Here is an 11,873-nt window from a genome sequence, read left to right on the forward strand (position 1 = left end):
CTAAAAGCAGGGTCCTATTAATCCCTGCTTTTTTATTGTGCGTATAGTGGACTGCATCGTTGTAGGTTTCTCTTATGGATCAAGGGAGGCGTCAATGTGGATTCACAATTGTTGGAAGAAGAATTTGTGAAACGAGTGCAAAGTGGAGCCAAGATCGAGTCCAATGATTGGATGCCGGATGGTTACCGCCACTTGTTGATTAAATTGATTCATATGCATGCAGTAAGTGAGATTATGGGTGTTTATCCTGAAAAGGAATGGGTGCCAAAAGCACCGAATCTACGGCGGAAACTTGCTTTAATGGCAAAGGTTCAAGATGAGATGGGCCACGGGCAATTGTTGCTCCGTATCGTAGAAGACTTGGCCGCGCCTTATGGAAAAGGGCGTGAAGAGTTATTAGATGATTTAGTAGAAGGCAAGGTTAAATTTCACAATGTTTTTCATATGGAAGCGAGAACATGGGCGGATGCTGGCTTAATCGGTTGGTTGATTGATGGAGCCGCTATTATTAATCAGGCATCTCTGTTGTCTACTTCGTATGCACCGTATGCTCGTATCCTGAAGCGAATCTGTGCAGAAGAGAGTTTTCATATGCAGCATGGTGAAAACGTAATCTTAAGTATAGCGATGGGAACCGATAAGCAACGAAAAATGTTGCAAGATTCCCTTAATTATTGGTGGTACTCTCTCCTCTTTTTCTTCGGACCTCTTGAAACAACCCCAGCTGCTCAGAAAATGTTGCATTATCGCATTCGAACGAAAACCAACGAAGAACTGCGGCAAAAATTTCTAGCAAAATATGTTCCTCGGATCTGGTCGCTCGGCCTTACGATCCCTGACCCCACATTACACTATGATTCCAAAGAAGAACGTTGGTACTATACCGAACCAGAATGGAAAACATTCCAAAAAATTGTCTCAGAAAACAAAGGACCGAAATCGCAAGAGAGAATTGCCTTACGACGCTTTGCCCAGGATCAGCATAAATGGGTGCGTCTTGCCATGACAACAGAAGTATGACGTTGTTTCATGGGAAAGGGGAGTTTGGGTGCGATGGAAAAGCAAACGGAACCTTCTAGTGTCTATGAAGTGTTTGTGCAAAGAGATCATCTAGACCCTATGATACATGTGGGCAGTTTACTAGCGCCTACCAGCGAATTGGCTCTGCAATTAGCAAGGGAAAATTTTACCCGCCGGGAACAGGTTCTTCAGATTTGGGTGGTGCCACGGATACACATACAGTCTGCGGAAGAAGCAGATTTCCATGCGAGAGAGATGGATCGGTCTTATCGCGAAGTTTCGGGTTATACGGAAAACGGTCGTTTGTGGAGGATGTTTAAGGAAAAAGAGATCACATTGGAGGAGATTGTTCGATACGTCGAACAGAAAAAGCAGTCCAAAAATGACCTCCATAGGGAGGAAGGCCATGAGTCATGAGACTAACTCCCTAGTACCTGATCAATTAACAGAGCAACAGCGCCTGATCTTGGTAGATTGGTTAATCCAGTTAGCAGACGATGAGTTTATCATCGGACACCGAGATTCAGAGTGGCTGGGATTATGCCCTACGGTTGAAGAAGATGTAGCGTTTAGCTCGATTGCGCAGGATGAAGTGGGGCATGCGGCATTTTACTATGAGTTGATTCAGGAGCTAGAAGGAGTAAGTGCAGATTATCTAGCTTTTCACCGTCCAGCACACGAACGAAAAAACTCGCTGCTTGTGGAGCGGGAAAACGGGGATTGGGCATATACGATTGTACGCCATTATCTGTATGATCTGTGGGATCAAATCCGATTGGATGCTATGGTGGAATCCAGTTATGTCCCATTGGCGCATGGGGCAAAAAAGATGAAGCGAGAAGAGTACTATCACCTCATTCACTTTCAACATTGGTTTACCCGGTTGGCGAAATGTGAAGGGGAAGCACGAGAGCGGATGAAGCACGCGATGGAATTGGTGGAGCAGGATCTCGATGACCTATTGGACATCGGAGTGATTGAAAGCGATCTTATCTCATGGGGGATTCTTACTAAGCCACCAGTGGAGATGAGAAGCGAATTTTATAGTCAATATAAAGAGTTATGTAAGGATCTATCAGATGGATCAGAGAGAAGAATAATTTTTTCTAAGCAAGTATCTAAGGGGCGAATGGGCCAACATTCTCCAGCGTTAGCCTCTGTGCTAGAAAATATGACAGAGGTGATCCGATTTGACCCAAACGCACAGTGGTAAGCAAAAACAGGAACGATTTTATCAAATTCTTGATGAGGTGAAAGATCCGGAAATTCCAGTCATAAGCATAGTAGAGATGGGGATGGTCCATCAGATTACGATTGATGAGAGAACGATTTGGGTCCAAGTGATGCCAACCTTCCTTGGATGCCCTGCTTTAGAGATCATTCGAAATTCGATTCAAGAACGACTTTTACAAGAATCCGATCTGGATGAGGTGTTTGTAGAGTTTATTCGAAATCCGCTATGGAGCAGTGAGCGGATTACACCGATTGGGAGAGAAAAGTTAGCTGGCTTTGGTTTGGCGACTCCTTCGATGGATCGTTTGGATCAGGTGGAATGTCCTTATTGCCAATCGAGTGGAACCAGTCTGGTTAATTTGTTTGGCTCTACTGCATGCCGTTCGATTTACTATTGTCGCTCTTGCAAAGAGCCGTTTGAAGCAATGAAGCCCATTTAATATGAGAGAAAGAGGGAGATAACATGGTAAAACTAACTGCTTTATACCGCCAACCGGAAGAGGTTCAAGAGTTTGAGAAGAGATACTTTGAGGGTCATGTGCCACTGGCAAGAAAAATGCCGGCTCTATTAAAAATGGAGATTACTCGGTTTACTGAGACTCCTATGGGTGACCATCCTCCGTATTATTTACAAGCCGATCTGTATTTTGCATCGAAAGAATCTCTCCAAGCGGCGATGAAATCTCCAGAGGGAAAGACGGCTGCGAAAGATGTGATGAGCTTTGCTGGGGATCTTGTAACGATGATTGTAGGAGAAGTGAAAGGGGAAGCTTAATGTGACCGGACAGACGTGGAAATCTCCTGCTGTGATCGGTACTGGTACGATGGGAAGAGGTATTATGGACATGTTGATCACCGCAGGCTATCAAGTGAAAGCATTTGATAACTGCAAAAAAAATCGTATCAGCGCCCGTGAATGGTTAGAAGAGCGATGGTGGAAGCTGGCAGAGAAAGGGAAGAAAACCTTATTTGAAGTAGAGTCGATGCAAGAGAGATTGATGCTTGTAGATTCTCTGCAAGGTTTGTCCGATTGTGATTTTATCATTGAGGCTGTTCCAGAAGATTTATTGTTGAAGAGAAATATTTTTCATCAATTAGATTCTCTTACCTCAGCAGAGACAGTGCTTGCAACGAATACTTCTTCTTTATCAGTTACCTCGATTTCTAGTAAATGTAAACATCCAGAGCGGGTTATTGGGCTACATTTCTTTAATCCAGTTTGGAGATTACCGTTGGTTGAGGTGGTCGAGTCTGCTCATACCCCATTGGAATTGGTTCAGCAGGCGATGAGCTGGCTACAGACGATGGGCAAAGAGCCGATTCACGTTTTGGATACCCCTGGTTTTATCGTGAATCGGGTGGCGCGTCCGTTTCATTTAGAGGCGTATCGCATCGTAGGAGAAGGATTGGCAGATAAGAATCAAGTGGACCGTATACTCCGTTCAGCTGGATTTCCGATGGGGCCCTTTGAACTACAGGACTTGATCGGTATTGATATCAATTATTCAGCCTCTCATTCTGTTTATGAAGGCTTCCACTATGATCCCCGTTTTCGCCCCCATCCGGAGCAACGAGCTTTGGTTGAGAGCGGTAAATTGGGTCGGAAGTCAGGAAAGGGGCATTACATCTATGAATGAATTCGTTCTACTGGTAGGGAAAGGAAAGTTAGTAGAAGAAATAGATTCGTATTTAAATCAGCAAGGTGTGAAGACCAAGACTCTCGATCAAGTGTTTCCAGCCAATGAAGTGATTGCGGTCTTCGATTTGGAAACGGGATTAAATCAAGAGAAAAGACAACTGTTACAACAAGTAGAGACACGAGTTACGCAACAGACTCCTATTTTTACTTCGGTTCTACATCGAACGGCGACCGAAATTGCTTCTTGGTTATTTTATCCGGAGAGACTAGTTGGTTTTTCTCCCCTTCTACTGCCTAAGATGACGTCCGTGGAGATTTGCTTTCCGATTCAATCCCTTCGTCCTAATCATAAGCTTCTTTCCATCTGGAAACAGTTGGGCAAGGACGTGGAGATCGTAGGGGATCAGCCGGGTCTTGTATTTGCGCGAACGTTAGCTCTGTTGGTCAACGAAGCATCGTTTGCTCTATCGGAAGGAGTTGCAAAGGCGACTGATATCGATCTAGCGATGCAAAAAGGGTTAAACCATCCACAAGGCCCCCTTCAATGGGCGGATCAGGTTGGAGTCCACCATCTTTATGCTGTTTTAGAAGGGTTGCAGCGCGAGTACGGGGAAGATCGCTATCGGCCGGCACCATTGCTTCGGAAGATGATGTATGCCCAGTTTATCGGTGTCGAATCAGAGCAAGGCTTCTACAGCTATGGGGCGCAAGAGATGAGACAAGATCCGCACTGTTTTGCCGATCGCCCAGAACGAAGATCGAAGATGCTTTCGGATGCGTGAAGTTGTCATTGTGGATGCGGTTCGATCCCCGATTGGTAAGGCGCGTGGCAGTCTTTCCACGGTTCGGGCGGATGATTTAGCCGCTTATGTTATCCAAGCATTGTTGGAGAGAAATCCAGAGCTAGATCCGCTTGATGTAACCGATGTGATGTTGGGCTGTGCTAATCAAGCGGGTGAGGATAATCGCAATGTTGCTCGGATGTCTTCTCTGTTGGCAGGTCTTCCCTATGAGGTTCCGGGTACAACTGTGAACCGGCTGTGTGGTTCAGGGATGGAAGCGATTATTCAAGCGGCGCATTTGATTCAAGTAGGTGCGGGACAGGTGGTTATAGCAGGTGGAGTGGAGAGCATGTCTCGTGCGCCTTTGGTTATGTTGAAGCCAGATGAGGGAATGATGCGAGGGAATCAGAGCCTAGTGGATACCACGCTCGGATGGCGGTTTCTTAATCCGAAGATGGAGGAGCGATTTTACCCCTATAGCATGGGGGAAACGGCGGAGAATGTAGCTAAGCGATACCACGTTTCTCGGCAGGAGCAAGATGAGTTTGCGTACCTAAGCCATCAGAAAGCAACGCAAGCATGGAAAGAGGAGCGATTTGCTAGTCAGATCATCCCCATTCCCACGAAGAAAAAAGGAGAAAAGACAGATAAATGGGTGAATTTAGATGAACAGATGCGCCCAGATACCTCAATCGACCGATTATCGACCCTGAAGGCTGTTTTTCGAGAAGGAGGAACTGTAACAGCTGGAAATTCGGCTGGAATGAATGATGGTGCCTCTGTGTTGTTATTGATGGAAAAAGAGTACGCTCTTCGACATGGATTTCGTCCGATGGCCCGTTTCGTTCAATCAGCTGTGGCTGGGGTTCATCCAGATGTGATGGGAATTGGACCTGTTCCTGCTACTCAAAAAGCCTTACAAAAAGCAGGTCTACGGATTCCAGATATCAATTGGTTTGAGGTGAATGAAGCATTTGCCACTCAAGCGATTGCTTGTATCAGAGAGTTGCAAATCTCCTTCGAACGTGTGAATCCACTAGGGGGATCCATTGCTTTAGGGCATCCGCTCGGGGCAAGTGGTGCACGGATTGTTACCACGTTGATTCATCAGTTAGTCCAAGAGTCTCGATCTGGGGCGTACGGTGTGGCTACGATGTGTATCGGAGTGGGACAGGGAATTTCGATGATTGTGCAAAGCATGTAAATGGATGAAGGAGGAAATGGGATGGCAGTCGATTCCACTCAGATTGGTAAGAAGTATTCTCTATGGATTAATGGTGAAGCCGTGCCAGGACAGCATGGAGAGACGTTTCCCATTACGAATCCTGCAACCGGAGATGTGATCACCCATGTTGCCAAAGCGACGAGAGAAGATGTCGATCAAGCTGTTATGGTAGCGCGGGAAGCGTTAGAGAAGGGGAAATGGGCTACTTGGCCAGCTAGCAAGAGAAGCCAAATTTTGTTTAAGATTGCGAGCATTATGCGAGAGCGGCTCTCTGATTTAGTACAACTAGAAGTGTTAAACACAGGGAAAACAGTATCGGCAGCGAAGGGTCAAGTATATCAAGCAATTGAAGACTTTGAGCTGTACGCGGGTGCGATTACGACGATTCAAGGTACGACCAAATCGGTTCCCAAGGGCTTTTTTCACTATAGTGTAAAAGAGCCTGTGGGGGTTTGTGCACAGATCATCCCTTGGAACTATCCCTTGATGATGGCGGCATGGAAAGTTGCCCCTGCTTTGGCAGCTGGATGCACGATTATTCTAAAGCCAGCTAGTCTCACGCCTCTTACTGCTTATGCACTAGCCGAGATTTGCCATGAAGCAGGCGTGCCAAAAGGCGTGTTAAATGTGATAACGGGAAGCGGTGCGGACATCGGCTCCTATCTCGCTGAGCATCCTGGTGTCGATAAAGTTGCTTTTACGGGTGAAACGAGCACGGGGAAAGATATCATGGCAAAAGCTTCCCAGACACTAAAGCGAGTAACTCTGGAATTAGGTGGTAAATCCCCCAACATTGTGTTTGCTGATGCGGATCTGGAGGGAGCGATCAACGGTTCTATTTATGGCATCTACTACAATACAGGGCAATCTTGCGAAGCGCGTTCTCGTCTACTTGTTCAAGAGGAAATCTATGATCAGTTTGTGGAGCAATTTGTAGAGAAGACAAAGCAATTGCGAATCGGGGATTTATGGAATCAAGCGAGCCATGTAGGATCGATTATTTCCCGGGAACAGTGGGAAGTGATAGACTCATATGTAAAATCAGCGATTGTGGAAGGAGCTACTGTACTTTGCGGAGGGCGAACGCCTGATGGAGAGTCGTTTGCCCAAGGGTATTGGTATGAGCCGACGGTGATTGTAGATGTTACTTCGAATATGAAAGTGGTACAGGAAGAGATTTTTGGCCCTGTTGTCGTGATTCAGAAGTTTGCAACGGAGCAGGAAGCGATCCAGCTTGCCAATGATAGCTATTATGGCTTAGCGGCTGCAGTTTGGACAACGGATCACGCTAAAGCACATCGCGTTACTTCGCAATTAAAAGCCGGGGTTTTGATGGTGAATAATCCATTCTCTACCTTCCCGGGACTTCCGTTTGGTGGATACAAACAGTCTGGATTTGGGAGAGAATTGGCTACTGAATCATTGGATTTATATCTGGAAACCAAGAGTGTTCTATCTTATACAGGTCCAAAACCATTAAATCCATTTCAATTATAAATTACAGCGAGATGATATCACATGAAATCAGGTTTGGAAAAAGGGAATAAGAAATCGATGCAAATGACAGTCTCTCCGGACATGACTGCTTCTTTCGACGGGCGCTTGATTCATCCAGTCTTGTCCACGGTGGCGATGGTCTACCATATGGAGTGGGTGGGGCGGTTGATCATTGAGCCCTATTTAGAAGAGGGAGAAGAAGGAATTGGTGCGGAGATTCAAGTGAAGCATTGTTTGCCAGCTCCGGTTGGAGTGGATGTAGTCTTTGAAGCGGAGGTTGTGGATCTGACAGAACGCCAAGTTACTTGTAGAGTAACCGCTTCTCATGGACATGGAGTAGTGGGTGAAGGGGTGTTTGTTCAGAGGATTGTTTCTAAGGAGAAGTTGTACGGTAAGTTTCAAGAATTGTCTTAGGGTGAGTAGAAGAAGACAATTGGTAAAGTAGTAGTTAGTGGTAGTGGCTGGTTGGATAATCGGGAGCTGGAGAGTCTGTTCGATTACTGCTCAATAGCAATCCAGCAAAGGAAGTGGGGATGCCCGCTTCGCCATCCTTCGCCGGGGCAGGTGCAAAACTCGCAAAGAGCGCTCAAACATGTTGCACCAAAAAGCGCCCCGAACTACGGATGTCTACGCTAGGTAGGGTTGCTAACATCGCCTGTAATCGAACAGATATCCCCTGTGCTACCTGAAGCATTTCCAAAGTCGTGAGATGAGGGCAGCAGGTTGTACCGAAAATGCCCTAAACAAACTCACCCAGCCTGTTAATAAACTAGTGGTGTACATGTCCCGGAACATGTTCATCCAATATCTGGTTTATAAACAACATTCATACCCACATATCAATTCACAAGTAGAACCATCCACTCTACATTTCAAAGTTTTCATAAATCAATTCCCACCTAACCCAAGCGCGTGTATTTTTGAAAATACCGCTTACTTGGGTTATTCTATTCTGATAGAGTAAAAAAGATAGAATCCAAAAAGAAACGTAGAAAAAGGTGTAAACGCCATGAGCATTTTAACAGTGAAAAACTTGAGCCACGGATTTGGCGATCGTGCGATTTTTAATAACGTGTCCTTCCGACTATTAAAAGGAGAGCATGTAGGGTTAATTGGTGCAAACGGAGAAGGGAAATCAACGTTTATGAACATCATCACCCGTAAGCTCGAACCAGATGCGGGGAGTGTGGATTGGGCGAATAATGTGCGTGTAGGTTACCTAGACCAACATGCGGTTCTCACCAAGGGATCCACGATTCGTGATGTGTTGAAAGGGGCCTTTTCCTACCTGTTTGATCTAGAAACGAAGATGAATCAGTCTTATGAGCGAATGGGCGAGTGTACCCCTGAGGAATTAGAGGCATTGTTAGAAGATGTCGGTGTGATTCAAGACCTACTTACCAACAATGACTTCTATGTGATCGATGCGAAAGTAACCGAAATCGCCCGCGGTCTAGGTCTAGATGACATTGGATTGGATCGCGATGTGAATGATCTGAGCGGTGGTCAACGGACAAAGGTTCTCCTAGCCAAACTGCTACTCGAAAAGCCAGATATTCTCCTATTAGACGAGCCTACCAACTATCTGGATGAACAGCATATTACATGGTTGAAGCGATATCTCCAGGAATATGAAAATGCATTTATCTTAATCTCACATGATATTCCATTTCTCAATAGTGTAATCAATGTCATTTATCATATGGGTAATCAGGAGCTAAATCGTTATGTAGGTGATTACGATAATTTCTGTATGATCTATGAGGCGAAACAGGCCCAGCTAGAATCGGCATTTAAGAAGCAACAACAAGAAATTTCCGATTTACAGGATTTTGTCCAACGCAATAAAGCACGTGTCTCGACGCGTAACATGGCGATGTCTCGTCAGAAGAAGTTAGACAAGATGGAGAGAATTGAGTTAGCTCCTGAGAAGCCTAAGCCGCAGTTCGATTTCAAAAGTGCTCGTACGTCAGGTCGGATGATTTTTGAAGCGAAAGGTCTTGTGATTGGTTACGATGAACCGTTATCCCGTCCTTTAGATCTCTCAATGGAACGAGGGCAAAAAATTGCGCTGGTCGGAGCCAATGGGATCGGGAAAACGACTCTCCTGAAAAGTATTTTAGGACAGACCCCGTCCCTAGGAGGTTCTGTTGAGTTAGGAGACTACTTGGAGATTGGCTATTTTGAACAAGAAATTAAGAAAGCGAATTATAATACTTGTATCGAAGAAGTGTGGCAGGAGTTTCCTTCCTTTACCCAGTTTGAAATAAGAGCGGCATTAGCCCGATGTGGACTTACTACTAAGCATATCGAGAGTAAAGTAGAAGTGCTGAGTGGGGGAGAAAAAGCAAAGGTTCGCTTATGTAAGCTGATTAATAGTCCTACAAATCTTCTAGTATTAGACGAGCCTACCAACCACTTGGATGTAGATGCGAAAGAAGAATTAAAACGGGCTTTGAAAGAGTATAAGGGGAGTGTCCTCATCATCTGTCACGAACCTGAGTTTTATCAGGATGTCGTAACAGATGTATGGAACGGTGAAAACTGGACCACTAAGATTTTTTAAGTTGGGTTTTATAAACAGTGTTTTGTAGCTGCTACTTGAGAGGTTGGATCTACAGTTTAAACGATTCAACTACCTAATGACCCTGAGTAAATATTTGCGTGGAATCGATCATTTATAAAATAAAAGCCTAGCACCACATGCAATCATACATGTGGTGCTAGGCTTTTTATATCATTTAATCAGTTTATTTTATAGTAATCCACGAATAATGGTTAATTCATTTCTCTTTGAGTCATAGGTCATCGGATAGACTTGATCTGCGTTCAAATTAAATCGATTTAAGGTTCTTGCTGTAAAACGTGCGGCACTTCGTGATTCGCCGGGGAAAGTGAATAAAACAAACCTAAAATGGAATACTTTACTTCCTAGACGTATTTTAATGCGAGTAGTATTGGGAGAAATTCCGAGTCTTCTGGCGGCCGGTGCGTTCAAGAAGATAGTATGATTGGGTCTAGGAGATAGAGTATAGAAACTACGATCTAGCTCAAGCACTCTAACCGGTACAGGATCGAAATATGATTTTATCATTTATTTTCCTCCTCTCAGTCTCTCTATATAGATATGTAGGATTTTATAGATTGGCAGGAACAAACGTGGATTCATAGAAAAATAGTTGCATGGGCTTTTTAGATTTATAAATGCAAGTAATCGCTGTTTCTTATTCTTTACTGATATTTTTGTTTTTTTACAAATGTGTACAATATGTAAAAAATGAATAGATGTCTAGGAAGAACGATTTTGTTATGTTAAAGTATTAAATAGTTGATATACTGAATTTAAATAATAATATAATTTTGTTCATACAAAACAAAATCATTAGATAAATGAAACATATAAAATAATGTTTGTTATAGGAGTATGTATATGATGGAAATGAAATTGAAGTGTACACCATTCGAATCACCATACGAAGAGCTTATCCACCCACATATATACAGAGTGCGCGATAATCTTTTCCTTGTTCAGTTTAAAGTGATGAAGGTGTTACCAGCTCTAAATATTGTACGCCGTGCGATGGAACGTGGAGAAATCAAAAAAGATTCGTTGGTGATTGATACTTCGAGTGGTACATTTGCTCTAGGGCTTGCTCTGGTATGTCATCATTTTAAGTTGGGATTGAAAATTGTAAGCGATCCTGCTCTAGATAAAAATTTAAAGGCTCGATTAGAAGACCTAGGGGCACATGTATTGGTTGTTGAAGAGCCCGACGAGCAAGGGAATTATCAATCGAAGCGCCTACAAGTTGTGAAAAAGATCTTAGTGGAAAATGAAAATGCCTTTTGGTGCAACCAGTATGATAATCCTGATAATATGGGGTCCTATGATCCGATTGCAGATATGATCGCTGAGAGCATTGGTACCCAGGTTTCGCTTGTAGGGGCTGTGGGTTCAGGTGGCTCAACAAGTGGGATTATTCAAGCTCTTAGAAAGCGAAATTTAGATACGAGAATGGTTGCAGTTGATACATTTGGTAGTGTCTTGTTTGGATTAACTGATTCAAAAAGACAGTTGCGGGGATTAGGGAATAGTGTGATTCCTAAAAACGTAAAGCATCATCTATATGATGAAGTCCACTGGGTGAGTGCGCGATTAGCATACTCTTGGACAAGAGATTTACATAGAAAGCATGCTATCTATGCAGGTGGGACGACCGGTGCATGCTTTGGAGTTGCAGATTTTCTCTCAAGGAATTCACCAGACGAGACGTTTGTTTTCATTGGTCCTGATGATGGAGTCCGCTATATGGAGACGATTTATCAAGATGATTGGCTACAGAAGAATCAGCTTCAATTACCCGATAATGAGCTGACAGAGCCACAGGAATGTATGGGTCCATGGGATGTGCCGTGTAGTCCTCCTGATTGGGCTTTCATGAAATGGAATCGAAAATCGACTTTATAAGGAGTGGAT

The 11,873-nt window shown here is 44.1% G+C and carries 13 protein-coding genes; 12 read left to right on the forward strand and 1 reads right to left on the reverse strand.

Going from position 1 to position 11,873, the window contains the following annotated elements; translation table 11 throughout:
* Positions 1–96 precede the first annotated feature (96 nt).
* From paaA to J2Z48_RS04030, 11 genes are all read left to right on the forward strand, one after another.
* Positions 97–1,020, forward strand: a complete 924-nt coding sequence (paaA, locus tag J2Z48_RS03980; RefSeq protein WP_307251258.1) for a 1,2-phenylacetyl-CoA epoxidase subunit PaaA — start codon at positions 97–99, stop codon at positions 1,018–1,020.
* Positions 1,021–1,053: 33 nt separating this feature from the next.
* Positions 1,054–1,437, forward strand: a complete 384-nt coding sequence (locus J2Z48_RS03985; RefSeq protein WP_307251259.1) for a phenylacetic acid degradation protein — start codon at positions 1,054–1,056, stop codon at positions 1,435–1,437.
* Positions 1,427–2,233: a 1,2-phenylacetyl-CoA epoxidase subunit PaaC gene (paaC, locus tag J2Z48_RS03990; protein ID WP_307251261.1), complete on the forward strand. Its 807-nt coding sequence runs from the start codon at positions 1,427–1,429 to the stop codon at positions 2,231–2,233. The genes J2Z48_RS03985 and paaC overlap by 11 nt, the downstream gene beginning before the upstream one ends.
* Positions 2,211–2,693, forward strand: a complete 483-nt coding sequence (gene paaD, locus J2Z48_RS03995; protein ID WP_307251262.1) for a 1,2-phenylacetyl-CoA epoxidase subunit PaaD — start codon at positions 2,211–2,213, stop codon at positions 2,691–2,693. The genes paaC and paaD overlap by 23 nt, the downstream gene beginning before the upstream one ends.
* A gap of 23 nt (positions 2,694–2,716) precedes the next feature.
* Positions 2,717–3,028 (forward strand): EthD family reductase, encoded by a 312-nt coding sequence (locus J2Z48_RS04000; RefSeq protein WP_307251264.1) that lies wholly within the window; start codon positions 2,717–2,719, stop codon positions 3,026–3,028.
* Between the two features lies 1 nt (position 3,029).
* Positions 3,030–3,890 (forward strand): 3-hydroxyacyl-CoA dehydrogenase NAD-binding domain-containing protein, encoded by an 861-nt coding sequence (locus tag J2Z48_RS04005; RefSeq protein WP_307251267.1) that lies wholly within the window; start codon positions 3,030–3,032, stop codon positions 3,888–3,890.
* Positions 3,883–4,674 (forward strand): 3-hydroxyacyl-CoA dehydrogenase family protein, encoded by a 792-nt coding sequence (locus tag J2Z48_RS04010; protein ID WP_307251268.1) that lies wholly within the window; start codon positions 3,883–3,885, stop codon positions 4,672–4,674. Before J2Z48_RS04005 ends, J2Z48_RS04010 begins: the two co-directional genes overlap by 8 nt.
* Positions 4,667–5,878 (forward strand): thiolase family protein, encoded by a 1,212-nt coding sequence (locus J2Z48_RS04015; RefSeq protein ID WP_307251270.1) that lies wholly within the window; start codon positions 4,667–4,669, stop codon positions 5,876–5,878. The genes J2Z48_RS04010 and J2Z48_RS04015 overlap by 8 nt, the downstream gene beginning before the upstream one ends.
* Positions 5,879–5,899: 21 nt before the next feature.
* Positions 5,900–7,396: an aldehyde dehydrogenase family protein gene (locus J2Z48_RS04020; RefSeq protein ID WP_307251272.1), complete on the forward strand. Its 1,497-nt coding sequence runs from the start codon at positions 5,900–5,902 to the stop codon at positions 7,394–7,396.
* Between the two features lie 21 nt (positions 7,397–7,417).
* Positions 7,418–7,810, forward strand: a complete 393-nt coding sequence (locus tag J2Z48_RS04025; protein ID WP_307251273.1) for a thioesterase family protein — start codon at positions 7,418–7,420, stop codon at positions 7,808–7,810.
* A 595-nt stretch (positions 7,811–8,405) separates the two neighbouring features.
* Positions 8,406–9,962 (forward strand): ABC-F family ATP-binding cassette domain-containing protein, encoded by a 1,557-nt coding sequence (locus J2Z48_RS04030; protein ID WP_307251274.1) that lies wholly within the window; start codon positions 8,406–8,408, stop codon positions 9,960–9,962.
* Positions 9,963–10,151: 189 nt separating this feature from the next.
* Here J2Z48_RS04030 and J2Z48_RS04035 read toward each other — a convergent pair whose 3' ends face one another.
* Positions 10,152–10,490 (reverse strand): hypothetical protein, encoded by a 339-nt coding sequence (locus tag J2Z48_RS04035; protein ID WP_307251276.1) that lies wholly within the window; start codon positions 10,488–10,490, stop codon positions 10,152–10,154.
* A 336-nt stretch (positions 10,491–10,826) separates the two neighbouring features.
* Between J2Z48_RS04035 and J2Z48_RS04040 the strand changes: the two genes are divergently transcribed.
* Positions 10,827–11,864 carry a pyridoxal-phosphate dependent enzyme gene (locus J2Z48_RS04040; RefSeq protein ID WP_307251277.1) on the forward strand — a complete coding sequence of 346 codons (1,038 nt, stop codon included), beginning with the start codon at positions 10,827–10,829 and terminating at the stop codon, positions 11,862–11,864.
* Positions 11,865–11,873: the final 9 nt, after the last annotated feature.

Source organism: Croceifilum oryzae (assembly GCF_030814315.1).
In the GTDB taxonomy this organism is placed as follows: Bacteria; Bacillota; Bacilli; order Thermoactinomycetales; family Thermoactinomycetaceae; genus Baia; species Baia oryzae.

Excerpts from the sequence above, each read along its gene's own strand:
- J2Z48_RS04040 (WP_307251277.1), top strand. The coding sequence starts at position 10,827 with ATGATGGAAATGAAATTGAAGTGTACACCATTCGAATCACCATACGAA.
- paaC (WP_307251261.1), top strand. The coding sequence starts at position 1,427 with ATGAGTCATGAGACTAACTCCCTAGTACCTGATCAATTAACAGAGCAA.
- J2Z48_RS04035 (WP_307251276.1), bottom strand. The coding sequence starts at position 10,490 with ATGATAAAATCATATTTCGATCCTGTACCGGTTAGAGTGCTTGAGCTA.
- J2Z48_RS04010 (WP_307251268.1), top strand. The coding sequence starts at position 3,883 with ATGAATGAATTCGTTCTACTGGTAGGGAAAGGAAAGTTAGTAGAAGAA.
- J2Z48_RS04025 (WP_307251273.1), top strand. The coding sequence starts at position 7,418 with ATGAAATCAGGTTTGGAAAAAGGGAATAAGAAATCGATGCAAATGACA.
- J2Z48_RS04030 (WP_307251274.1), top strand. The coding sequence starts at position 8,406 with ATGAGCATTTTAACAGTGAAAAACTTGAGCCACGGATTTGGCGATCGT.
- J2Z48_RS04000 (WP_307251264.1), top strand. The coding sequence starts at position 2,717 with ATGGTAAAACTAACTGCTTTATACCGCCAACCGGAAGAGGTTCAAGAG.
- J2Z48_RS03985 (WP_307251259.1), top strand. The coding sequence starts at position 1,054 with ATGGAAAAGCAAACGGAACCTTCTAGTGTCTATGAAGTGTTTGTGCAA.
- J2Z48_RS04020 (WP_307251272.1), top strand. The coding sequence starts at position 5,900 with ATGGCAGTCGATTCCACTCAGATTGGTAAGAAGTATTCTCTATGGATT.
- J2Z48_RS04015 (WP_307251270.1), top strand. The coding sequence starts at position 4,667 with ATGCGTGAAGTTGTCATTGTGGATGCGGTTCGATCCCCGATTGGTAAG.